This window comes from Novosphingobium sp. MD-1, assembly GCF_001014975.1.
GTDB lineage: Bacteria > Pseudomonadota > Alphaproteobacteria > Sphingomonadales > Sphingomonadaceae > Novosphingobium.
Genome location: NZ_BBXA01000030.1, coordinates 64,530 through 88,224 on the forward strand (window position 1 = coordinate 64,530; position 23,695 = coordinate 88,224).

The following is a 23,695-nucleotide window of genomic DNA, read 5'->3' on the forward strand; positions in this document are numbered from 1 at the left end:
CGACTGCCTCTCACGCCGGCCGCAATATGACGTCGAGGTTCTTGAGCCCGTTGAGGAAATTCGAGCGGAACCGGCGCGGCGACCGTATAACCTCGAAAGACATAACCCGATCCGCGAGAATGTCGAACGCCACGCGCAACTGCATTTCGGCCAAGCGCGATCCGACGCAGACGTGCTGGCCCGATCCGAAGCCCAGGTGCGGGTTCTTCGCCCGCGTGATGTCGAACCGGTCCGGCGCATCGAACACCGTCTCGTCGCGGTTGCCCGAAACGTACCACAGCACAACCTTGTCGCCCTTGGCGATCTTCCGGCCGCCCAGCTCGGTATCCGCCATGGCCGTCCGCCGCATGTGCAGGACGGGCGAAGCATGGCGGACCATTTCCGGGGTGGCGGTCTTCAACAGGGAGCGGTCGCGCCGCAGCATGGCCCACTGATCGGGGTTTTCGGCAAAGCGCTGCACGGTGTGCGACAGCGAATTGCGCGTGGTCTCGTTGGCGCCAACGAGAACGAGGATCAGATTGCCGACGAAATCCCGGAAGGCGATCTTCTCCCCATGGATTTCCACGTTGGCCAGCAGCGAGGCGATGTCGTGCGAAGGCGCTGCCCGCCGCGCTTCGAACAGTTGGGTTGCGAAGGCGAAGAAATCGGCAAGCGTTGCCGCCATGGCTTCGGGGCTCTGGCGGAAATCGGGATCGTCCTCGCCCACGAAGGCGTTGGTCCAGTCATAGAGCTTGGGCCAGAGATCGGGCGACAGGCCGAGCAGTTCGCACAGCGTCAGCAGGGGGAGAGGAGCGGACAGCAGGGGCACGAGGTCCACTTCCTCACCCAGCGGGATCGCCGCGACGAGGTGCTCCACCCGCGTGCGGATGCGCGCCTCGATATCGCCGAGCCGTGCTGGTGAAACCGCCGGCATGATATGCTTGCGGTACTGCGTGTGGACCGGCGGATCGCGCGAGATGAAGGGGATGCCGATCGCGCTTTCGCCCGCGCCCGTCAGCCCAACCTCGTTCTCGTTGAAAATGCGGTGGCCTCCGTTTTCGTAGGCGCTGGAGAACAGGGCGGGGTTGCGCGATACCTCCACGATGTCGGCATGGCGCAGCACCGCCCAGAAGCCCGCACCATCGCTTTCCGGGTTCCAGTACACCGGCTCTTCGTGCCGCAGCCGGGCGAACGCCTCCCATGGAACGCCCTGTTCGAACAGGCGGGCGTCCTTCAGGTCGATGGGGCTGGAAGCGATGGCGCGGGCCTTGCTCATCAGAACGCGACCCTGACCGAGCCGCCGAACGTGCGCGGCGTGGAAGGCACGAGGAAGTTGTAGGGGAAGCCCGCCCCGCGCAAGTCCAGGCCGTAGGCGTAGGTCTGGCGGTCAAACAGGTTGTTGGCGAAGGCCTTGAAGGTGAAGCGCCCGGTCTGGAACGCGGCGCTGACATTCACCTTGGCGTAGGCGCCCTGTTGCAGTTCGGCATTGTTCTGCGTGGTGCCGGTGGCGTTGATCGCGTTGAACGGCGAGAAATACTGCCGGCTGAAATAGGCGACGGTGGGGGAGAGCGTCATCTTGCCGGTGGCGTTGTCCATCAGCGTGGCGTCGATGCCGGCCTGGAACGTCCATTCCGGGGCGAAGGGCAGGTTGTTGCCGTCCAGCTTCGTGCCCTGCAAAGTCAATTGCTTGTAGCGGGCGTGCAGGTAGCCGGCGGAGGCGCTGAGCTTGAACATGCGCGAAAGGCGCGCGCTGGCCTCCAGTTCGGCGCCATAGACTTCCGACTTGGGCGCGTTGACGAGGAACGAGACCGGGCCGGGCCGCGTGTCCTGCACCTGCTGGTTGGTATAGTCGTAGTAGAACGCCGACCCGGTCAGCGTCAGGATGCCGCCGTAGCGGCCCTTGAAGCCCACTTCATAGGCGTTGACCCGCTCCGGCGCGATATAGGTGATCCCGGCCGAGGAGGTGTAGCCGCCACCGTTGAACGCGCCCGAACGATAGCCTCTGTTGTAGCTGGCATAGAGCAGCGTGCCGCCCGGCAGTTCGTAGCTCAGCGCCACGCGGCCGGTCAGCGCGCGGTTGCGCCCGTCGATGGCGTAGCGTGCCGTCGGATCATAGGCGCAGGTGCCCGCCACGCCGGCGCAGGGCACGGTCGTCGCCAGCGGCGTCTGCGCGCCGCCGATATCGCCGGCAAAGAGATAGGCATAGCCATCGCGATAAGTCGCGCGGTCCCAGGTGTAGCGCGCGCCAAGCGTCAGGGTCAGCCGGTCGGCCAGCTTGTAATCGCCTTGGGCGAACAGCGCGGTGGACGATCGGCGCTGGCGATAGTGCTGGAAGAAGCCGCCGTTGACGCCCGGCCCCAGCGCGCTGCCGATGTTGAAGGTGTTGTCGGTGACGACCGTGTCCCAGCCATAGAAGCCGCCCGCGACGAGGCTCAGCATGTCGGTGCTGTAGTTCAGCCGCAGCTCCTCGCTGAACTGGTTGTACGAAGAGCGCCAGTTGATATCGAGGATGTCCACTGGCGCGCCGTCGGCCGCCTGCTGGAGGTTCTGCTTGCCCGCATCGCGCGAGGTAATCGAGGTCAGCGTGAGGGCATCCGAGACGTGGTAGGCCACGTTGGCGGAGATGCCGTAGGCTTCCGTACGGTTCAGGCCGAGCCGGTTTTCGCTAGTCTCGAAGAAGCCGAGGCCGGCACGCGCCGGCAGGAAGCCCTGAACGGCTGCCTGCGAGCCACGATCACGCCCGCCATAGACCTTGATCTTCACGTCCAGCGGTCCGTCTCCGGGACGGAAGCGCAGCGTGGCGCGGCCCTGCAAGGTATCCTGCGAATTGCCGTCGCGTCCGCCCGGGAACACGTTGCGGATCTGGCCATCGCCCTTGATGTAGTTGGCGGCAAGGCGCAGGCCGAGTTCGTTCTCCACCATCGTCGTTTCCACGGCAGCCTGGGCTGTCCAGGTGTTGAAGTTGCCATAGCCCACCTCGGCATAGCCTTCGTTGTCGTGCAGCCCGGGCGCGCGGGTGATGAAGTTGATCGCGCCGCCGGTGGTGTTGCGGCCGAACAGCGTGCCCTGCGGCCCGCGCAGCACTTCCACGCGATCAAGATCGAACAGACCCATGCCGTGCGAGGTGCGGTTGGCGAGATAGACGTCATCGAGATAGACGCCGACGGGTGAGGCCTGGTTGGAGTTGTATTCGTTGGCCACGCTGATGCCGCGCAGGCTGAAATTCGGCTGCGTCGAGCCATAGGGGCTGCTGATCTGCAGGTTGGGCACCGCCGATTGCAGCGCGGCGGAATTGGTGATTCCCTTCGATGCCAGGCTGTCGCCGCCGATGGCGGAAATGGCGATCGGCACTTCGAGCACCGACTGTTCGCGCCGCTGGGCCGTCACCACGATCACGTCCTGCGCGGAGGCGCTGTCGCTGGCGCCGTCTCCAGCCGTTTGCGCAAGGGCGATGGTCGGAAGCCAGGAGGCGCCACCCAGCAACAGGGCGGTGGCGAGGGCGGTGCGCATTCGGATTTCTCCCATGACATTCGCAGCCGGCTGGCCCGGCCTGCATCTGAAGAAACCCTATATCTTCGGGAGAGCGCTTTGCCGTTTCACAGGGTTGCGCCGGGATTTGACAATTCTTGCTGGTGTGAGAGCCGGTTTTGCCGGGGTCACAGCTGGGCGCGGATCGCCTTGCCGCGCAGGATCAGGGCGCGGGCGCCGCTGTCCATGTGCCGGCGCAGGAACCGGCTGGCGGCGCTGGCCTCGCCATAGCCCAGGCGGTGAGCGAGTTCCGACAGGTTAGGTTTTGCCTCAAGCGCGAAATATTCCCGCGCAACGCGCAGGCGTACATTGGTAAGAACATCGCCGAAGGTCATCTCGTGTGCCGCCAGCCGGCGTTGCAGGCTGCGCCCGCCAAGTCGCAGCAGCGCGGCGGTGCGCTCCAGCGTGGCCTGTCCGCCCGCCAGATGCGCGGCGACAAGTTCTTCCACCTGCCGCACGAAATCGCGCACGCTGGGGCGCATGGTCGCGGCGAGTTGGCGTTCGAGATAAGCGAGCAGGTGCGCGTTGCCGTTGGGATTGGTGCGTTTCATCTCCTCGCGGCGGATGACGACGGCGGAACGGTCGGCGCCGAAAGTAGTGGGGCAGCGAAAGAAGGTGCGATGGAGGTTGAGGTTGCGCGGCGGCGGATGGTCGAACTCGACGCGCAAGGGGCTCCAGTCGGCCCCCAGCACGAGCCGCAGGATGCGAACCTGCAAGCTGAGCGTGGCCTCCACGAACTGGCTGCCGCCGAAACGGGTGGGAATGGTGACGAACTGGACGAGCGCGATTTCGTCCTCGGTTTCGATGGAGCGGACGCCCAGTGCATCGCTTTCCAGATGCAGAAAGCGGTTCGAGACGCGGATCGTTTCCCCCACCGTCGGGCAGTGGCCCCAAAGCAGGCTCAGCGGGCCGTAGCCGTTCAGGTTGCACCAGGATGCGAAGGCCACGCCGATTTCCGGACGGTTTGCCATGATCGCGCAGATCTGCATGATATCGACCATGGCGTGCGCGGGCACGGTTTCCCGCGTCGCACTCGATTGCACGATCGACCACAGTTCGCGGTCGAGAATATCTTCCAGCGGTATGCCGGTAAGCCGCGCGTACCGGACGAATTGCTGCATGGACGATGGATGCGCGACCGGCGTCATAAACTCTCCTGTCGCTATTGGTCATGATCGTGGCGTGATATGTCAAGATTTAATCGCAGGATTGAAGCAGACTCCATCCGTCTGATCCGGCGTAGAGCGGATAGTGAGAGAGGTAGTAAGCATGAAGGCAGTATTCCTTGCCGGCGTTGCCGGCATGGTCGTTTCGTCGGTTGTGGCAACGCCCGTGATCGCTCAGGAAAGCACGGCGGATAATCAGGGCGCCGGGCTCCAGGAAATCGTCGTCACCGCGCAGCGTCGCGCCGAAAATCTCCAGAACGTGCCGATCGCCATCACGGCGGCCAGCGGCGAAGCGCTGGCAACCGCCCGCGTCGAGAACATCTCCAACATCCAGGCGGTCAGCCCGTCGATCACGTTCCGCGCCACCAACATTTCCAGCTCCACGGCCAACGTCATCATTCGCGGCCTGGGCACCACGGGCAACAGCCGCAGCTTCGAAGGCTCGGTTGGCGTGTTCATCGATGGCGTGTACCGCACCCGCGCCGCCGCCGCGCTGCAGAGCTTCCTCGATATCGACAACCTGCAGGTCCTGCGCGGTCCGCAGGGCACGCTGTTCGGCAAGAACACCACCGCCGGAGCGTTGCTGCTTTCCTCGGCCAAGCCTTCGACCGACCGCATGGAGGGCCTGTTTGACGCCAGCTATGGCAACTACAACACCTTCACCGTGCGCGCGGCAGGCAACGTGCCGATCAGCGATCACGCGGCGTTCCGCATCGCGGGCGTGGTCTCGCACCGCGATGGGTTCTACACGAACCCCACCAATGGCGAGCACCTGAACGGCGATTCCACGCAGGCGATCAAGGCGCAACTGCTGTTCGAGCCGACGCCGGACCTCACCATCCGCCTGATCGGCGACTATTCACACGGCGGCGGCAACTGCTGCTATGCGACTTCGGACTTCAAGAACGGCCCGACGCAGCCGCTGGTCGACCTGCTGACCACGCTGAACGGCGGCAAGGTGCCTTCGCGCAAGCTGTCCGACTTTCAGCAGACGCTGAATGGCAATGGCCGCCAGACGATCACCGATTACGGTGGCACGCTGCAGATCGAGGCCGGCCTTGGCGGCGGCACGCTGAAGTCGGTAACCGCGATCCGCAAGTTCAAGCTCGACCAGCGCGACATGGACCCGGATTTCTCGGGCGCGGATATCTTCCGCTACTACGAAAACTTCGACAGCCGCTTCATCTCGCAGGAACTGACCTACAACACGAAGATCAGCGCGCTGAACGCCGATGCCGTATTCGGCGGCTTCGTCTCGGATGAAAAGCTGAAGATGGGCCGCACGCTGCCCTGGGCTTCGCAAGGGCAGGCCTACTGGAACGCGGTGCTGGGCGCTTCGGGCATTCCGGCCGGCACGGTGAACGCATCCGTCGGCCCGTGGGCGGTGGAAGCGATGTCGGGCAAGGCGCGTTCCTACGCCGGTTTCGCGCATCTCGATTTCGCGCTCGGCTCGAAGGTCAACATCATCGCCGGCGTGCGCTATTCGGTCGAAAAGAAGCAGGGCGCGTTCCGCAATGCCTTCTTCTCGCCGTTCCCGAACACCGTGTTCACGGTTCTCGGCCTTGGGCCGAGCCCGAACTATGACAAGACCCGGACTGACAAGGCGGTCAGCGGGACGCTGGGCATCCAGTACCGTCCGGTCGACGATGTCATGCTCTATGCCACGTACAACCGCGGCTTCAAGGCGGGCGGCGTGAACATCGATGCGAACGCGGCGGGCACGCTGTTCAACAACCCGACCGTGTTCAACGCGCTTCCGCCGCAGCTTCAGGGCCTGATCCGCCTGATCAGCCCGACATCGACCGTGTCGACGCCGCTCGATCCCACCTACAAGCCGGAAAAGGTCAACGCCTATGAAGTGGGCGCCAAGTTCCAGTACCTGAACCGGCGCGCGCGGACCAACATCGCGCTGTTCTACTACGACCTGTCCGATCTCCAGATCGCGCAGTTCGTGGGGCTGCGCTTCACCGTACTCAACGCCAAGTCGGCCAAGGACTATGGCGTCGAAATCGAGAACCTGTTCCAGCTTTCCAACAGCCTGACGCTGGGCATCGACGGCACCTGGATCCCCCACGCCAAGTACGCGAAGGATGCCTCGATCGATCCGGTCCTGTCGGATTCGCGGTTCCGCTTCGCGCCGAAGCTTTCGGCCAACGTCGCGCTCAATCTCGATCAGCCGCTGAGCGACAACCTGAACCTGACGGGGCGTGTGCAGTACCAGTACACCAGCCGCCAGCTCATCAGCACCGCGTCGCGGTCGGAACAGGGGCCGGTCAGCCTGGTCAACGCCAACCTGGGCTTCAAGATTCCGAAGTGGAACCTGCTGGTCGAAGGGTGGGTGCAGAACCTGTTCAACCGCACCTACTTTACCCAGTCGTTCCCGACACCGCTCCAGACCGGTGACGAGAACGGCTATCTCGGCGCGCCACGTACCTACGGCCTGCGCTTGCGCGCCACGTTCTGACGCGTGATACCCGATCGGCGGGGTGCGGGACGGGATCGTCCGGCGCCCCGCTGACGGGAAGAGAGGGCCGGCAAAAGGAGAGGCAAGGATGCCCACAGATACCGACTTTTCCGGCAAGACCGTGCTGGTCGTGGGCGGTTCCAGCGGCATCGGCAACGGCATCGCCCAGGCGTTCCGCGCCCGTGGCGGGAAAGTCCACGTCTGGGGCACGCGGGCATCGGCGGACGAGTACGATCCGGGTGATGGGTCGGACCTGACGGGCCTGGGCTATTCCTGCGTCGACGTGGGCGATCCCGACGCCATCGATGCGGCGGCGTTGCCGTTCCCCTCGCTCGACGTCCTGATCCTCTGCCAGGGGACAGTCGTCTACAAGCGCGGCGAATTCGAGCGCGCCGGCTGGGACAGGGTGATGGCGGTCAATCTCGACAGCCTGATGCATTGCGCGCGCAAGTTCCGGCCGCAATTGGCCGAAAGTCACGGCGCGGTTGTGATCGTCAGCTCGATTTCGGGGCTGAAGGCCAATATCGGCAATCCGGCCTATGCCGCGTCCAAGGCGGGCGCGATCAGCCTGACCAAATCGCTGGGGCAGGCGTTCGCGGCGGACGGCATCCGCGTGAACGGGCTGGCGCCGGGGCTGGTCGATACCAAGCTGACCAAGGTCACCACCGCGCATCCGCAGCGGCTCGACGGGGCGCTGGCCGCCATTCCGCAGCGCCGCATGGGCACGCCCGAAGACATGGCCGGCGCGGCGATCTTCCTCGCGTCGCCGCTGGCATCCTACGTCACCGGCCACACGCTGGTGGTGGATGGCGGCCTGTCCCTCTGAAACAGCCGGGAGCATCCCCTCATGCAGTTTGACCATACCGACAAGGTGAAGGGGCTGATCGCCCGGCTCGAAGGCTTCATGGACGAGCACGTCTATCCGAACGAAAAGGCCTATGCCGATTTCGTCCACGATCAGGCGAACCTCTGGCAGGAATGGCCGGGGATGGAGGCGCTGAAGGTCCGCGCCCGCGATGCCGGGCTGTGGAACCTGTTCCTGCCGCACGAATACGGCGCGTTCTCGCCGGGACTCACCAATCTGGAATACGCGCCGCTGGCCGAGATCATGGGCCGCGTGCCCTGGGCCAGCCAGGTGTTCAACTGCTCCGCGCCCGATACCGGCAACATGGAAGTGCTGGCCAAGTTCGGCAGCGCGGCGCAGCAGCAGCGCTGGCTCAAGCCGCTGCTCGATGGCGAAATCCGTTCGGCCTACGTGATGACCGAGCCGCAGGTCGCCTCCTCCGATGCCACCAATCTGGAACTGTCGATCCGGCCCGAGGGCGACGAATACGTCATCAACGGCCGCAAGTGGTGGATTTCCAACGCGATGCACCCGCGGTGCGACATCTTCATCGTGATGGGCAAGACCGATTTCGACGCGCCGCGCCATGCGCAGCATTCGCAGATCCTGGTGCCCCGCGATACGCCGGGCATCACGGTGGTGCGGCACCTGACGGTGTTCGGTTCGCACAATTCGCCGGGCGGCGAGGTGGAACTGCGCTTCGACAACGTGCGCGTGCCCAGGGAAAATCTGATCCTGGGCGAAGGGCGCGGGTTCGAGATCGCGCAAGGCCGTCTGGGGCCGGGGCGCATCCACCATTGCATGCGCTCGATCGGTCAGGCGCAGCGCGCGCTGGAATACATGGCGCGCCGGGCGGACAGCCGGATCGCGTTCGGCCGCAAGCTGGCGGACCAGAGCAGCATTCGTCAGGACGTGGCACGCAGCTTCTGCGAGATCGAGATGGCCCGCCTGCTGACGCTGAAGGCGGCCGACGCGATGGATCGCCATGGCAACAAGGTGGCGCGCGACCTGATCGCGGCGATCAAGGTCATCGCGCCGCAGATGGCGCAGACCGTGGCCGATCGCGCGATCCAGGTCCACGGCGGCATGGGGGTGAGCGATGACACCCCGGTCGCCCACTTCTTCACGCTCAACCGCTACGTGCGGATCACCGACGGGCCGGAGGAAGTCCACATGTCGCAGCTCGGCAAGCTCAAGATTGCGGAATACGTCGCTGCCAACGCGCGCTGAACCGGGGAGGGCAAGGGCATGAAGGCGCTGCGATACCATGGCGCGCGGGACATTCGGCACGAGACGATGGACGATCCGGTGCTCGAATCCGATCGCGATGCGATCATCCGCATGGACGCTTGCTCGATCTGCGGCAGCGATCTGCACATCTACCACGGACACGGCTTTTCCGAGGATATCGGCTTCTGCGTGGGGCACGAGGCCGTGGGCGAGGTGGTCGAGGTGGGGCGCGCCGTTTCGCGCGTGAAAGTGGGTGACAAGGTCATGGTGCCGGCGGCGGTGGGCTGCGGCGCGTGCCGGTCATGCCTTGCCGGCAACGTCCTGAACTGCGAATCCGGCCTGGGATCGTGCTACGGCCTTTCCGCACGGCTGCAGGGCGTGCAGGCCGAAGCGTTCCGCGTGCCGGCGGCGGACATGAACGCGGTGCCCATTCCCGAAGGCGTGAGCGGCGATCAGGCGCTGATGATGACCGACGCGCTGGCGACCGCCTGGTTCGGCGCGCGCAACGCCGATATCCGGCCGGGCAGCGCCGTGGCCGTCATCGGCCTTGGCCCGATCGGCCTGATGGCGGTGGACAGCGCCTTCGTGATGGGCGCGCATGTGGTCTATGCGATCGATCCGATTGCCGAACGGCGCGCGCTGGCCGCCGAAGCGGGGGCGATCTCGCTGCATCCCGATGCCGCGCTGGAAACGATCCGCGAGGCCACGAAGGGACGCAAGCTCGATTGCGTGGTGGAGGTGGTCGGGTCGGACGCCACGGTCGATCTGGCGCTGCGGCTGGTGGCGCGCCGGGGCACGGTTTCGGTGATCGGCGTCCAGCAATCGCGGCGCTATGCCTTTCCGCTGGAGCGCGCGTTTGCCGCCGGGCTGACCTTCCGCATCGGCACCTGCTCCGTGCCCGAGGAACTCCCCGCGCTGTTTCCGCTGGTGCAATCCGGGCGACTGCGGCCGGAGCGCTACATCAGCCACCGGATGCCGCTGTCGCAAGGGTCGGAAGCCTATCGTCTGTTCGACAGCCGGGAAGCCGGCGCGCTCAAGATGGTCCTTGCGCCCGATTGACCTAACGGGGAGACAAACGGGTTGGACGAAATTAACTGATCGATTAAATTGGTCCGTTGGATTGCATGGCATGCTGCCATTTTTCGCAATTCTTGCTGCGCCGGTTGTTGGGGCCAGCCCATGCGTTCACCGAAGCGGATTGCCGGGACTTCAGGAAATGAACGGCGCGGAAAGATGATGAGGAGAGCCTGATGACTGTCTGTACCGCCGCCGTTGCGCGGGCCGCCCATGCGGATTTCACGCTCGAACAGGTCACGGTCGAAGGGCCGCGCGCGGGCGAGGTGCTGGTGCGGATCGCCGGTGTCGGCCTGTGCCACACCGATCTTGTCTTCCGCGACCAGTTCGATGCGTTCGCCAAGCCTGCCGTGCTGGGTCACGAAGGCGCCGGCGTGATCGAATCCGTGGGCGAGGGCGTCGACGGCCTGGCCGTGGGCGACCGCGTGGTGCTTGGCTTTTCGAGCTGCGGCAACTGCGCCCGCTGCGCCGAGGACCTGCCCAGCTATTGCGTGCAATTCGTGCCGATGAACTATGCCGGGATGCGGCTGGACGATGGTTCCACCGCCTATGCCGGCGCGGATGGCGCGCGTGTGTCGTCGCACTTCTTCGGCCAGTCCTCGTTCGCGACGCTGGCGGTCACGCGCGCGCGCAACGTGGTGAAAGTCGGCGATACTGCCCTGCCGCTGGAACTGCTGGGGCCGCTGGGCTGCGGCTTCCAGACCGGCGCGGGCGCGGTGATGCGGTCGATGGCCTGCCCCGCCGGTTCGTCGCTGATCGTGTTCGGTGGCGGACCCGTGGGGCTGGCCGCCGTGATGGCCGGGCGGATACAGGGCTGCTCCGCGATCATCCTGGTCGAACCGATCGCCGCGCGGCGCGCCATCGGGCTGGAATTCGGCGCGACGCATGTGATCGATCCCGCCGCCGGCGATCTGGCGGCAGCCATCCGCGCGATCCTGCCGCTGGGCGTGGACTATGCGCTCGATACGTCGGGCAATGTCGGCGTGATCGAGACGGGACTTGCCAACCTTGCCCCGCACGGGATGATCGGCCTGGTCGGCGTGCCCAAGGACATGACCGCCGCGATCAGCGTGAACATCGCCGCGCTGATGACGCCAGGCCTGCGCATCATCGGCATCATCGAAGGCGACAGCACGCCGCAGGACTTCATTCCGGAACTGCTGGCGCATCACGCTGCCGGCAATTTCCCGTTCGATCGCCTGATCCGCACGTTCCCACTCGCGGAAATCAACGAAGCCATTGCGGCGCAGGCGCGAGGGGAATGCATCAAGGTGGTTCTCGTTCCCTGATTGCCGGGCCGCTCCCGCACAGACCCCAGTGAAAGGCACAGCCATGGAATTCAACGGTACTTACAGGATGCTGATCGGCGGCGAATTCGTTGCTGGCGGCGCCACGTTCGATGTGATCAATCCCGCGACCGAGGAAGCGATTGCCAGCGCGCCGGATGCCACGCAGGCCGATCTCGACGCGGCCGTGGCGGCGGCGCGCAAGGCATTTCCGGGCTGGGCCGCAACCCCGATCGAGGAGCGCAAGGCGAAGCTCAATGCGCTGGGCGATGCGATCTTCGCCAACCTCGATGGCTTCACGCGCCTGCTGACCAGCGAACAGGGCAAGCCGCACCACGAGGCGCAGGGCGAATGCATGGGCGCGGGGTACTGGCTCAAGGCCTTTACCGCGCTCGACCTGCCCGAAACGGTGAACGAGGATTCGGACGAGCGGATCAGCATCACGCGGCACGTGCCGCTGGGCGTTGTCGGCGCAATCGCGCCGTGGAACTTCCCTATGATCCTGGCGATGTTCAAGGTCGCGCCGGCGCTGCTCGCGGGCAATACGATGGTGCTGAAGCCATCACCGTTCACGCCGCTGAGCACGCTGAAGTTTGCCGAGCTGGCGGCGGAAATCCTGCCGGCGGGCGTGCTCAACGTGATTACCGGCGGCGATAGCCTCGGCCCGTGGATGACCGCGCATCCGGGCTTCGACAAGATCAGCTTCACCGGATCGACCCAGACGGGCCGCCGCGTGATGGCCTCCGCTGCGCCCACGCTGAAGCGCGTGACGCTGGAACTCGGCGGAAACGATGCCGCCATCGTCATGCCCGATGTGGACGTAGAGAAGATCGCCGAACAACTGTTCTGGGCGGCTTTCACCAACAACGGCCAGATATGCATCGCCACCAAGCGGATGTATATCCACACGGACATCTACGAACCGCTGCGCGATGCCATCGTGGCCTATGCCAAGACGGTGAAAGTGGGCGATGGGTCGGAGCAGGGCACGCAGATCGGCCCGATCAACAACAGCCTGCAATACGCGCGCGTGCTGGAACTGATCCAGGATGCCAGGGACAAAGGCTATACCTTCCTGACGGGCGGAGAGAAGGCCGAGGTTCCGGGCTATTTCGTGCCGATCACGATCCTCGACAATCCGCCCGAAGACAGCCGCATCGTGCAGGAGGAGCAGTTCGGCCCGGTCCTGCCGCTGATCCGGTTCGACGATTACGACGATGTGATCGCGCGCGCCAACGCATCGGACTACGGCCTTGGCGGATCGGTCTGGGGCAGCGACGAGGACAAGGCATTCGAACTGGCCCAGCGTATCCAGTCGGGCACGGTCTGGGTCAACGAAACGCAGCACCTTTCGCCGCTGGCGGCGTTCGGCGGCATGAAGCAATCGGGCGTGGGCGTGGAAGGCGGGCTGGAAGGGCTGCTGGAATACACCGCCACGCAAACGCTGGTGCGCCGCAAGAAGGCTGCGTTCGTTTCCTGAGCCAATATCGGCAATTCCGGAAGGCCGGCCCGCTCCTTGTGAAGCGCGCCGGCCTTTTTCCTATTCCGCAAAAACGAACGTGTTGGTCTTTTCGCCAGCCGTAAGTGTGACCCTGGCCCCCAGCGGATCGGTTTCCGCCATGCGCGCCAGCGTGGCGGCGTCGGCCGGGTTGGCGATGAAGCGCGTGCCGTCCGCCAAGGCGCCGATGGCGATGCCCTGCGTGGGCACACCCTTGGTGTGGGCCACCGTGTAGGTTCCGATCGTGCCCGTTCCCTGCGCCTGCGCGGTGATCACGGGTTTGGGCGCGGCATCGAGCTGTGCCTGGATGCTGTCCTTTTCGCAGCCGGGCCACACGTGCGGTTCGCCCGAGAGCACCATGGCGCCGTATTTCGACTGGAAGCCGCCGTTCGCGCCCACGAAGCCGAAGCTCCCGGCTTCCCGTCGCAGCCGTTCGGCCATGCTGGCGATGGCGTGCATCGAATAGTTGTTTCCGGCGCCGCCGAAATAGGGAAGGCCGCCCGTCACCGTCAGGCCACGCGGATCGTCTCCCGACAGGCCCAGTCCCTCCGTCGCGGCGGTGAAGACCGGGATCGGGAAGCAGCTGTAGAAATCGAAGGCGGCCATGTCGGCGGCGGTCTTGCCCGCGCTGGCGAAGGCCGAAGCGATGGCGGCATCGGCGGCGGGATAGCGGTCGAGGGCCGGCCGGTCGAGAAGCTCGCGTTCCACCGCTAGCGCCGCGCCATGGACGAAGATCCAGCGGTCTTCCGGGATACCCGCCGCGCGTGCCGCGCCGGCCGCCATCAGCAGCACAGCCGCTCCCTGGTTGACCTGATCGCGCGCGACCAGCTTCAAGGTATAGGGATCGGCGACGATACGGTTGCGTTCGCCGGGCGTGGCGATCTGTTCCGCCGTCATCGGCGCGGATGCGGAGCAACTCCACGGGTTGGCGGCGGCGACCTGCGTGAACGGCGCGAACAGCCGCCCCATTTCCCGCGCATAGTCCTCCCGCGACAGGCCCAGCCGCGCGCGCCGCGCGTTTTCGAGCAGCGCATAGGCGATCGGCGCTCCGCGCACGCCGTGGCGCGCCGCGATGGCCGAGAGCATCCCTTCATAGCCGAGGTCCCGGTCGTCGATCGTGCCTTCGTCGTGTTCCGTCCAGTCGCGCGTTTCGCCCCGTCCACTGAGGTGGCGCGTGGTCGAGATCGCTTCCGCGCCGAAGGCGATGGCGGCTTCGGTTTCTCCGGCGAGAATGCGATCGCCCAGTTCCATGACCATCGACACTGGCGTGTCACCGCCCACCTTGCCAAGGATCGCATGGTCTGGCGTGACGCCAAGACGGCGGGCGACGGCAAGCGGGAACTTGTCGGGCTTTCCGAACGGGGAGGGCGCTGCGCCCGAATCCTCGAACGTTCGCACCGCGCCCACCACACGCAATTGCGGACGCACCAGCGCCGCCGCGCCGCTGTCCGCCAGCGCCGCTTCGGCCGCCGCCGCAGCGAGATCGGCGGCGGACAACGCACGATAATCGCCTGCCTCGATCCGGTCGACGACCTGGCCTACGCCAACGATCACCGGTGTTCTGTCGGGTATGGTGCTCATGTCCTCTCCTCGTGCCATCCGGGCGGTGGCTTTGCGGTACCGGACCGGAGCGAAGCGGCGCGGTCAAGAGGTGGTGAGTGGGGCCGGCCAAGTTTTCTGTTCCGGCCATGCCGCGCAGGCTATATGCGCCGCTGGAAACCCGCCGAACCGGCGGACGGACGGATCATTCCTGTGACCAACGCATCATCCACTTGGCGTGTCGCCGCGCTCTATCAGTTCGCACCGTTCCTCGATCCGGAAGCGATCCGCGCGCCGCTGGCGCGGTTGTGCTGCGGGCTGGGGGTGAAGGGCACGCTGCTGGTCGCGCGCGAGGGGATCAACGGCACCATCGCCGGAACGGGGCAGGCGATCGATGCCGTGCTGACGCACATACGCGCGCTGCCGGGGTGTGCCGCGCTGGACGTGAAATTCTCCGAAGCCTCGGACATGCCGTTCTACCGCATGAAGGTGCGCCTCAAGCGCGAGATCGTGACGATGGGCGAGCCGGACATCGATCCGCTGGCGAGCGTCGGCCATTATGTGTCGCCCGAAGACTGGAACGCGCTGATTTCCGACCCGGATACGATCGTGATCGATACCCGCAACGATTACGAGGTTGCCGTCGGCACGTTCGAGCGGGCGATCGATCCACGCACGCAATCGTTCCGCGAATTTCCCGCGTGGTTCCGCGCCGAACGCGCGCGCCTGCTGGGCCAGGGCAAGCCCCCGAAAGTAGCGATGTTCTGCACCGGCGGCATCCGCTGCGAAAAATCGACCGCTTTCCTCAAGGCGGAAGGCGTGGACGAGGTCTATCACCTCAAGGGTGGCATCCTGAAGTATCTGGAAACCGTGGCCGAAGCGGAAAGCCTGTGGCGCGGCGAATGCTTCGTGTTCGATGAACGGGTGACGGTGGGCCACGGTCTGGTTCAGGGCTCCTACGAACTGTGCCGCGCGTGCCGCCGCCCGATTGGCGCGGCGGACCGGGCTTCGCCGCTGTTCGAGGAGGGCGTGAGCTGCGCCGCGTGCCACGGCGAACGGACCGAAGCGCAGCGCGAAAGCTACCGTGAACGCCATCGGCAGGAACAACTGGCGGCACGGCGCGGATACCGCCATGTCGGCGCGGTGATGGAGGAGCAGGCATGACGCGCCGGGGAACCGAAGCGCGCCGTGCGCGGCTCGTGCTGGTGGCGCTGCTGGTGGCGCTGGCGCTGTGGATCGTGCGCGAATTCCTGCCGGCGCTGGCCTGGGCGGTGATCATCGCGGTGGCGATCGATCCGCTCTATCTGCGTTTGCGCGGGCGCTGGAATGGCCGGATCGCGCGCGTGCTGCTGCCGGCGGCGATCACGCTGGCCGTGGCGCTGGTCGTGCTGGTGCCGCTGCTGTTCGCGATCGGGCAGGCGCTGGCGGAGGCGCGGCAGATCGCGCAGGGTTTTGAATGGGCGAGGAACAACGGCATCGCCCCGCCGGCCTGGCTGGACGGCACGGCGCCGTTCGCGCGGTCGTGGTGGCAAGCCCACCTCGCCGATCCCCATGCGCCGGGATTCGTGCTCGGCCGGATGCTGGACGTCGATGTGGTCATGCATGGCCGGCTCATCGGCAGCAACCTGATGCACCGCGCGGTGGTGTTCGCCTTCACGCTGATGACGCTGTTCTTCCTGTTGCGCGACCGGGATACGATCGTCGAACAGTGCCTTCGCGCCAGCGATCGCGTATTCGGCCCGGCCGGGGAACGGATCGGGCGGCAGGCGATCAATTCGGTGCGGGCCACGATCGACGGGCTGGTCCTTGTGGGGATCGGCGAAGGCGCGGTCATGACGATCGTCTATTCCGTGCTCGGAACGCCCCACCCGATCATGCTCGGCACCCTGACGGCGGTTGCGGCCACGATCCCGTTCGGTGCGGCGGTGATGTTCGCCGTGGCTGCCGCCTTGCAGATCGCGATGGGATCGCCGGTCAATGCCGGCATCATCGTGGTCAGCGGGCTGATCGTGCTGGCGGTGGCAGACCACCTCATCCGCCCCGCGATCATCGGGGGAGCCACCCGCCTGCCGTTCCTGTGGGTGCTGATCGGCATTCTGGGCGGCGCGGCCACCTTCGGCATCCTCGGCCTGTTCGTGGGGCCGGCAACGATGGCGGTGCTGGTGATGCTGTGGCGGGATTTCGCCGACGGTGCCGGGCAGGGCGGCGAGGCGCCGTCCGAATAGCCGGCCCGCCTACCGCGCGAACCAGCCCCACACCAGCCGCGCTGTCAGCGCCAGGCTTACTGTCACCAGCAGCGGCCGGATCAGCCGTGCACCCAGCCGCGTCGCCCAGTGCGAGCCCAGCCAGGCCCCGGTCATCGCGCCCGCGCCCATGCAGAGGCCCAGCAGCCACAGCACTTGCCCGCCAGACGCGAAGACCACGATGCTGGCGACGTTGCTGGTGAGGTTGAACAGCTTGGTCAGCCCTGTCGCCCGCGTCAGGCCAAGCCCGCGCAGGCCGACCAGCGTGGTCGTGTAGAACTGGCCCGCACCGGGGCCGAAAAAGCCGTCGTAGAAGCCTACCGCGCCTGCCGCCGGCAGATAGCCGCGCTCCGAAAGCCGCGCCGTGCTGTCGTGATCGTCCATGCGCGGCGAAAACACGGTATAGAGCGCGATCCCCATCAGCAGCAACGGCACCACCAGTCGCAGTACATCGGCATCGAACCGCTGGATCACCAGCGCTCCGGCCAGCGCGCCCGCGAAGATCGCCGCCACCGCGGGAAGGTTGGGGCGTATCGCGAACAGCCCGGCGCGGTGATAGCGCAGCGTCGCCATCGCGGTGCCGCAGGCGGATTGCACCTTGTTGGTGCCCAGCACCACGTGCGGCGGCAGGCCGGTGTAGATCAGCGCCGGCATCATGATCAGCCCCCCGCCACCGGCGATGGCATCGACGAAGCCCGTCAGCACGGCAACGGCGGTCAGCGCGGGATAGAGCCAGGGTTCGATCATTTGCGCGCCATGGCGTTTCGCCGTAAGGGCCGCAATCCTCTTTCATCCATCACCGTGCCGGGCATTGCCCGCATTCAGGCCGATCGCTTTGCAATGACCCGTTTTTCGTTCTCGATCCACGCCACCAGCGGCAAGGCGCGCACCGGCGTCATCACCATGAAGCGCGGGGAAATCCGCACCCCGGCGTTCATGCCCGTGGGCACGGCGGCAACCGTCAAGGCGATGAAGGTGGAAGACGTGCGCGCCACGGGTGCGGACATCATCCTGGGCAATACCTATCATCTGATGCTGCGCCCCGGCGCGGAGCGCATGGCGCGGCTGGGGGGGCTGCACAAATTCATGGGCTGGGACCGCCCGATCCTGACCGACAGCGGCGGCTATCAGGTCATGAGCCTGTCGGACCTGCGCAAGATCACCGAGGAAGGCGTCACGTTCGCCAGCCATCTCGACGGATCGCGGCACATGCTCTCGCCCGAACGCTCGATGGAGATCCAGCGCCTGCTGGGGTCCGACATCGTCATGGCCTTCGACGAATGCCCGCGCGCCGATCAGCCGCGCGAGGTGATCGCGCGTTCGATGGCGATGTCGATGCGCTGGGCCAGGCGTAGCCGCGAAGGCTTCGACAGCGGCGGTGAACATGCCGAAAACGCCGCCCTGTTCGGTATCCAGCAGGGTGCGCTTGATGAAGGCCTGCGCCGGGAAAGCGCCGACGCCTTGCGCGACATCGGCTTCGACGGTTACGCGATCGGCGGGCTGGCCGTGGGCGAGGGGCAGGAGGCGATGTTCGCCACGCTCGATTTCGCGCCCGACCAGTTGCCGCAGGATCGCCCTCGCTACCTGATGGGGGTGGGCAAGCCCGATGACCTCGTCGGCGCCGTCGAACGCGGCGTGGACATGTTCGATTGCGTGCTGCCGACGCGATCGGGCCGCAACGGGCAGGCGTTCACCTGGAACGGCCCGCTCAACCTGCGCAATGCCCGCTTCGCCGAAGACACCGGCCCGCTGGACGAACGCTGCACCTGCCCCGTCTGCGCGAAGTACAGCCGCGCCTATCTCCATCACCTGCACAAGTCCGGCGAAATGCTGGGCGCGATGCTGGTGACGGAGCACAACCTCTCGTTCTACCAGCAGCTGATGGCGGGGATGCGGGCGGCTATCGCGGAAGGGACTTTTGCCACGTTCGCAGCGGACTTCCGGCGGAACTATCTTCGAAATTAAACATCCAATTTCGCAGTAAGAGCCTGAACCATTTGAAGTTTCAGTTGGTGTTTGCCATCCTGATCCCGTCAACATGGGGAGAGGGGCATGAATAGTCGACTGGCGGGATGGGCGCAGGCTTTGTTTGCCACTTTAGTGCCTCTGTCCGCCCCTCATGCGCAGTCCCTGGAAGAACTGGCGGCAAGGTTCGGGGCCCGCGAAGGTGTCATGTCGATGTCGCTCGCGCCTGATGGCGCCCATGCGGCGATCATTACGCCCGGCCCTTCGGGCCAGTTGGTCATGGTCATAGATCTTATAGCAGGCGGTGCGCCGAAGCCGATTTTGCGCAGCAGTCAAGCGAGCGAGCAGTTCAGCAGGTGCGTGTGGCCAACGGCAAGCAGGCTGGTCTGTTACGTTTCCATCACAACGAAGCTCACAGACGCGCTTGCACGATACTCCCGCACCATCGCAGTCGATAGTGACGGCAGCAATTTGAAGGTGGTGACCGAGCGGACAAGCAGCCGTGCTCTTGGCATAACCTGGAATGGCGGATCGATCATCGATTGGACCGGAGACAAACCGGGCTGGGTGATGATGACGCGCCAGTTCGTGCCGGAAACCGATATAGGCACTCGTATTGCCCAGCGGTATGAGGGCCTTGGCGTAGAATCCGTGGACGTGAATTCGCTGGTGCGGCGGATTGTCGAAGTGCCAAAGTCTGGCTCCGTCGAATATATTACCGACGGGATCGGGCATGTGCGCATCTTGGGGACAGAGGTCAGTGCTTCTGGCCCTTACTCCTCCGGGACTATCGATTATTCCTACCGCAAGGCCGGCGATAGGACATGGTATCCTTTGGGGCGGGTCGATCAGGGGGACGCGGGTCTGGGCAAGGGGTTCAATCCCCTGACTGTCGATCCGGTTCAGGATGTGGTCTATGGTTTTGACGCCGGCCCTTCCGGACGTCAGGCGCTGTATCGCATCAAGCTCGATGGAAGCGGCAAGAAGGAGCTAGTGCTCGGTCGCGATGACGTGGATGTGGACGAACTGATTGTGATCGGTCGTCAAAGGCGCGTTGTGGGGGTGGGTTACGCAACGGACAAGCGGCGGGCTGAGTATTTCGATCCGGCCCTGAAAACGCTGGCGGCGGCTTTGGGCAAAGCGCTGCCAGGCAAGCCGCAGGTCGATTTCGTGAGTGCCAGCGAAGATGAAAGCAAGCTGCTTCTGTTTGCCGGCAGCGATGTCGATCCGGGGCAGTACTATTTGTTCGACAAGGGTACGCACAAGCTGGAATCATTGCTTCCGGCTCGCGGCCAGCTTGAAGGCATGAAGCTGGCGGAAATGAAGCCAGTCACTTTTCCGGCATCGGACGGAACGATGATCCCGGGGTACTTGACGATACCTCCGGGCAGTGACGGCAGAAATCTTCCGGCCATCGTCATGCCGCATGGCGGCCCCAGTTCGCGAGACGAATGGGGATTTGACTGGCTGGTGCAGTTTTTCGCCGTGCGCGGATTTGCAGTGCTGCAACCCAATTACAGGGGCTCCAGCGGCTATGGTGCAGACTGGTACCAGAAAAACGGATTCCAGTCCTGGCGCACCGCGATCGGTGACATAGACGATGCGGGCAAGTGGCTGGTCAGCCAGGGGGTGGCGGCGCCGGGCAAACTGGCGATTGTGGGATGGTCTTATGGAGGATACGCGGCGCTTCAGTCCGGCGTTGCCGAACCGGGGCTGTACAAGGCGATTGTCGCCATAGCGCCGGTGACGGATCTTGAGCGGCTGCGGCGGGATCACGTCGATTATACGGACTACAAGATCGTGGACAGGTTCATTGGCCATGGCGAGCATGTGGCTTCTGGTTCCCCAGCGCAGAATGCCGCAACCATTTCCGCCCCTGTTCTGCTGTTTCACGGATCGTGGGATATCAACGTCAATGTCGGCCATTCCCGACTAATGGCCGACAAGCTTCGAGATGCCGGGAAGACTGTCGAATATATCGAGTTTCCGGATCTTGATCACCAGCTGGACGATGCCGCGGCGCGCACGAAAATATTGTCCATGAGCGACGCCTTCATCCGCAAGATGCTTAACCGCTAGTCGCCCGGTCTCGTCACGCCGCGATGTCGGCCGTTTCATCCGGCGTGTCGAACGGACGCGTTTCGAGACGGGTGCCGGGGTACTGGTAGAATTCGCCGCTGCGATCCTCGAAAAATCCGGCACCGATCGCGCAGGCCTGTTGCTGCGCGGTCAGCAGGTCGGGGTACCATTTTCCGCATCGGTGCGGGGTGACGAAACGAAACATCGGCATGCCCGGCCAATGGCCGAAGCGCGTTTCAGTTCCGTGATCGAGATCAATCCGGCGCGATCTTGCGACCGGCCGATCTTGCGGGGCGACGAATAGCGCTGATGAAATGTAACGATATGATTTAGAAACAAAAAAGGCGGGGTTGAGCCCCGCCTTTCGTGCTTTTTCGTGCCGAAGCCGGACCGATCAGCGCGAGTAGAACTCGACGACCAGGTTCGGTTCCATCTTCACCGGATAGGGCACTTCATCAAGCGTCGGAACGCGGGTGAAGGTCACCTTGTCGCCTTCGGCAGCGACGTAGTCGGGCACTTCGCGTTCGGGCAGCGCCTGCGCTTCGGCGATCAGCGCCATTTCCTTGGCCTTCTTGCCAAGGCTGACGACGTCACCGGGGCGCACGCGGCGCGAGGCGATGTTGCACTTCACGCCGTTGACGTAGATGTGGCCGTGCGAAACGACCTGGCGGGCCGAGAAGATCGTCGGCGCGAACTTGGCGCGATAGACGACCATGTCGAGGCGCTGTTCGAGCAGGCCGATCAGGTTCTGACCGGTATCGCCCTTCATCTTGGCGGCTTCCTGGTAGGTGCGCTTGAACTGCTTCTCGGTCACGTCGCCGTAGTAGCCCTTGAGCTTCTGCTTGGCGCGGAGCTGGATGCCGAAGTCCGACACCTTGCTCTTGCGGCGCTGGCCGTGCTGTCCGGGGCCATAGCTGCGGCGGTTGACCGAGCTCTTGGGACGGCCCCAGATGTTCTCGCCAAGACGGCGATCAATTTTGTACTTCGATGCCTTGCGCTTCGACATGGCGCAGGTGCCTCCAACTTGCTTGCGCGGATGACCATCACCCGTGCTTCAGACCCGGTACGCACCATTCCGTCAGTTACGGAACGCGGCCACCGCTTCACCGGGGTGCGGGGCCAATCGGACTGGACCGCCGGAAGCGAGCTTCAGCGGAGTCCATGTGAACGGGCGCTAAGAACAGGGCTTTAGTGGTTTGTCAAGGGCAGGTGCCATAGACAGAACCGGAATTTTGGGTTCAATTGGAATAGATGAGCGAGGGGCCGCCCAATCCTGAGGACTTTGTGACGCTGGACGACGTGTTCAGCGGCATTGATCTTGTCGATCGCCAACTCATCGACCTTCTGTCCCGGCGCTTTGCCCTGGTGCGCGCCGCGGCGAAACTCAACGACGGGCGTTTCAATCTGGATGACGAAGAACGGCGCAGGGCGGTCCTTTCGGCGATTCGCCGCCGCGCGTTCGAGCAGGGCGTGCCGGTGGGGCTGGTCGGCGATTTCTGGGATCGGCTGTTTGACGCTTCGGTCGCGTTCGAGCGCCAGGCGCGCGAACGGTTGCGCGCCGGCAACGAATAGATCCGGGTCCAATACCGCTCAGTCCTTTGGCTCCGGCGTGCGCCGCAGCGCTGAAAGCACGCCGCGCAGGGTGCGGATTTCGAGATGGTTCCAGCCGGGCTTGGTCAGCATGGTGCGCAGCGTGCGCCGCGTGGCCGCCGCCCGGCTCGGCGGCTCGAAATAGCCGCGCGGCTCCAGCATCTCGGTCAGTTGCGCGAACATGCCCTCGAATTCGTCCTGCGGGGCGGGTGGGAGCAGTTCCTCGACCGTCGGCTGGATCAGCGCCGCATCGCTCGCCTGGACATGCCTGGACCATTCGTAGGCGCACAGGATCACAGCCTGGGCCAGATTGAGCGAGCCGAACTCCGGGTTGATCGGTACGGTCAGGATCGCGCGGGCCAGCGCCACGTCGTCGGTTTCCAGCCCGGAGCGCTCCGGCCCGAACACGATGGCACTGCGGCCCGGCGCGGTCGTGATCGCGCGGGCGGCTTGCTCCGGCGTCACCACGGGCTTGGTCACGCCGCGCTTGCGCACCGTGGTGGCATAGACGTGGGCACAGTCGGCCACGGCGTCGGCCAGTGTCTCGAACACCCGCGCCTGTTCCAGCACGATATCCGCGCCCGAGGCCGCCGGGCCGGCCGACGGATTGGGCCAGCCATCGCGCGGCGAGACCAGCCGCATCTCGGTCAGCCCGAAATTGAGCATGGCGCGCGCTGCCTTGCCGATATTCTCGCCAAGCTGCGGACGGACCAGAACGATGACCGGGGGAAGGGCGGCGGGCTGCGTCAATGCGCGCCCACTTCGCGCACGGTGCTGGCGAATTCCTCGAAATCGCGGGCCTCGGTGAAGTCGCGATAGACGCTGGCGAAGCGGATGTAGGAGACGCTGTCGATCTGGCGCAGCCCGTCCATCACCATTTCCCCGATCGCCTTGGAGGGCACTTCGGTGTCGCCCATCGTCTCGATCTGGCGCTGGATGCTCGAAACCAGCCGATCGAGCCGTTCCTGCGGCACGCCCCGCTTGCGGCAGGCGAGGGAAACGGACTGCTCGATCTTGGCGCGGTCGAACGGTTCGCGCCGATCGCCCGATTTTACCACCATGATCTCGCGCAACTGCACGCGCTCGAACGTGGTGAAGCGGGCGCCGCAGCTTTCGCACTGGCGCCGCCGGCGGATCGAGGTGTTGTCCTCGCTCGGCCGGCTGTCCTTCACCTGGCTGTTGTCATGCGCGCAGAACGGGCAACGCATCG

Annotated in this window: 20 protein-coding genes; 11 read left to right on the forward strand and 9 right to left on the reverse strand. The window is 65.2% G+C overall.

Annotated features, from left to right (window positions below; translation table 11 throughout):
* Positions 1 to 10: 10 nt before the first annotated feature.
* The 3 genes from NMD1_RS13470 to NMD1_RS13480 all read right to left on the reverse strand — a co-directional run bounded on the left by NMD1_RS13470 (position 11) and on the right by NMD1_RS13480 (position 4,655).
* Positions 11 to 1,255, reverse strand: a complete 1,245-nt coding sequence (locus NMD1_RS13470) for a cytochrome P450 (protein ID WP_125955150.1) — start codon at positions 1,253 to 1,255, stop codon at positions 11 to 13.
* Positions 1,255 to 3,489 (reverse strand): TonB-dependent receptor, encoded by a 2,235-nt coding sequence (locus NMD1_RS13475; protein ID WP_125955151.1) that lies wholly within the window; start codon positions 3,487 to 3,489, stop codon positions 1,255 to 1,257. The genes NMD1_RS13470 and NMD1_RS13475 overlap by 1 nt, the downstream gene beginning before the upstream one ends.
* Before the next feature lie 146 nt (positions 3,490 to 3,635).
* The gene (locus NMD1_RS13480; RefSeq protein ID WP_125955152.1) at positions 3,636 to 4,655 is read right to left on the reverse strand and encodes an AraC family transcriptional regulator ligand-binding domain-containing protein; all 1,020 of its coding nucleotides are present in this window, start codon (positions 4,653 to 4,655) and stop codon (positions 3,636 to 3,638) included.
* A 121-nt stretch (positions 4,656 to 4,776) separates the two neighbouring features.
* On the opposite strand from NMD1_RS13480, the gene NMD1_RS13485 reads away from it, so the two are divergent.
* The 6 genes from NMD1_RS13485 (at position 4,777) to NMD1_RS13510 (ending at position 13,051) form a co-directional block, all read left to right on the forward strand.
* The gene (locus NMD1_RS13485) at positions 4,777 to 7,137 is read left to right on the forward strand and encodes a TonB-dependent receptor (RefSeq protein ID WP_125955153.1); all 2,361 of its coding nucleotides are present in this window, start codon (positions 4,777 to 4,779) and stop codon (positions 7,135 to 7,137) included.
* Positions 7,138 to 7,225: 88 nt separating this feature from the next.
* Positions 7,226 to 7,963 carry an SDR family NAD(P)-dependent oxidoreductase gene (locus NMD1_RS13490; protein ID WP_125955154.1) on the forward strand — a complete coding sequence of 246 codons (738 nt, stop codon included), beginning with the start codon at positions 7,226 to 7,228 and terminating at the stop codon, positions 7,961 to 7,963.
* A gap of 21 nt (positions 7,964 to 7,984) precedes the next feature.
* A complete protein-coding gene (locus NMD1_RS13495; RefSeq protein WP_125955155.1) occupies positions 7,985 to 9,211 on the forward strand; it encodes an acyl-CoA dehydrogenase family protein in 1,227 nt (408 codons plus the stop codon).
* An 18-nt stretch (positions 9,212 to 9,229) separates the two neighbouring features.
* Positions 9,230 to 10,270: an alcohol dehydrogenase family protein gene (locus tag NMD1_RS13500; RefSeq protein WP_125955156.1), complete on the forward strand. Its 1,041-nt coding sequence runs from the start codon at positions 9,230 to 9,232 to the stop codon at positions 10,268 to 10,270.
* 191 nt (positions 10,271 to 10,461) lie between these two features.
* Positions 10,462 to 11,574 carry an NAD(P)-dependent alcohol dehydrogenase gene (locus NMD1_RS13505; protein WP_199558132.1) on the forward strand — a complete coding sequence of 371 codons (1,113 nt, stop codon included), beginning with the start codon at positions 10,462 to 10,464 and terminating at the stop codon, positions 11,572 to 11,574.
* 43 nt (positions 11,575 to 11,617) lie between these two features.
* The gene (locus tag NMD1_RS13510; protein ID WP_125955158.1) at positions 11,618 to 13,051 is read left to right on the forward strand and encodes an aldehyde dehydrogenase family protein; all 1,434 of its coding nucleotides are present in this window, start codon (positions 11,618 to 11,620) and stop codon (positions 13,049 to 13,051) included.
* 60 nt (positions 13,052 to 13,111) lie between these two features.
* On the opposite strand, the gene NMD1_RS13515 is transcribed toward NMD1_RS13510, so the two are convergent.
* Complete coding sequence (locus NMD1_RS13515; protein WP_125955159.1) at positions 13,112 to 14,650, reverse strand: acetyl-CoA acetyltransferase; 1,539 nt, start codon at positions 14,648 to 14,650, stop codon at positions 13,112 to 13,114.
* 171 nt (positions 14,651 to 14,821) lie between these two features.
* On the opposite strand from NMD1_RS13515, the gene NMD1_RS13520 reads away from it, so the two are divergent.
* Positions 14,822 to 15,772 carry a rhodanese-related sulfurtransferase gene (locus NMD1_RS13520; RefSeq protein WP_233497635.1) on the forward strand — a complete coding sequence of 317 codons (951 nt, stop codon included), beginning with the start codon at positions 14,822 to 14,824 and terminating at the stop codon, positions 15,770 to 15,772.
* Positions 15,769 to 16,833 carry an AI-2E family transporter gene (locus NMD1_RS13525; protein ID WP_125955161.1) on the forward strand — a complete coding sequence of 355 codons (1,065 nt, stop codon included), beginning with the start codon at positions 15,769 to 15,771 and terminating at the stop codon, positions 16,831 to 16,833. Before NMD1_RS13520 ends, NMD1_RS13525 begins: the two co-directional genes overlap by 4 nt.
* Positions 16,834 to 16,842: 9 nt before the next feature.
* Here NMD1_RS13525 and NMD1_RS13530 read toward each other — a convergent pair whose 3' ends face one another.
* The gene (locus NMD1_RS13530; RefSeq protein WP_125955162.1) at positions 16,843 to 17,598 is read right to left on the reverse strand and encodes a TSUP family transporter; all 756 of its coding nucleotides are present in this window, start codon (positions 17,596 to 17,598) and stop codon (positions 16,843 to 16,845) included.
* A 93-nt stretch (positions 17,599 to 17,691) separates the two neighbouring features.
* Between NMD1_RS13530 and tgt the strand changes: the two genes are divergently transcribed.
* Together tgt and NMD1_RS13540 are read left to right on the forward strand one after the other, a co-directional pair.
* Positions 17,692 to 18,816, forward strand: a complete 1,125-nt coding sequence (gene tgt / locus NMD1_RS13535) for a tRNA guanosine(34) transglycosylase Tgt (RefSeq protein WP_125955163.1) — start codon at positions 17,692 to 17,694, stop codon at positions 18,814 to 18,816.
* Positions 18,817 to 18,903: 87 nt separating this feature from the next.
* The gene (locus tag NMD1_RS13540) at positions 18,904 to 20,895 is read left to right on the forward strand and encodes a S9 family peptidase (RefSeq protein ID WP_125955164.1); all 1,992 of its coding nucleotides are present in this window, start codon (positions 18,904 to 18,906) and stop codon (positions 20,893 to 20,895) included.
* A 13-nt stretch (positions 20,896 to 20,908) separates the two neighbouring features.
* Here the strand turns inward: NMD1_RS13540 and NMD1_RS13545 are convergent, their stop codons facing one another.
* A complete protein-coding gene (locus NMD1_RS13545; protein ID WP_223806549.1) occupies positions 20,909 to 21,100 on the reverse strand; it encodes a hypothetical protein in 192 nt (63 codons plus the stop codon).
* Positions 21,101 to 21,289: 189 nt separating this feature from the next.
* Positions 21,290 to 21,901, reverse strand: a complete 612-nt coding sequence (rpsD, locus tag NMD1_RS13550) for a 30S ribosomal protein S4 (RefSeq protein WP_124808796.1) — start codon at positions 21,899 to 21,901, stop codon at positions 21,290 to 21,292.
* Between the two features lie 245 nt (positions 21,902 to 22,146).
* On the opposite strand from rpsD, the gene NMD1_RS13555 reads away from it, so the two are divergent.
* Positions 22,147 to 22,467, forward strand: a complete 321-nt coding sequence (locus tag NMD1_RS13555) for a chorismate mutase (RefSeq protein WP_124808797.1) — start codon at positions 22,147 to 22,149, stop codon at positions 22,465 to 22,467.
* Between the two features lie 18 nt (positions 22,468 to 22,485).
* Here NMD1_RS13555 and NMD1_RS13560 read toward each other — a convergent pair whose 3' ends face one another.
* Entirely contained in the window at positions 22,486 to 23,235 is a 750-nt protein-coding gene (locus NMD1_RS13560) for an RNA methyltransferase (protein ID WP_124808798.1), read from the reverse strand.
* The gene (nrdR, locus tag NMD1_RS13565; protein WP_124808799.1) at positions 23,232 to 23,693 is read right to left on the reverse strand and encodes a transcriptional regulator NrdR; all 462 of its coding nucleotides are present in this window, start codon (positions 23,691 to 23,693) and stop codon (positions 23,232 to 23,234) included. Before nrdR ends, NMD1_RS13560 begins: the two co-directional genes overlap by 4 nt.
* Between the last annotated feature and the right edge of the window lie 2 nt (positions 23,694 to 23,695).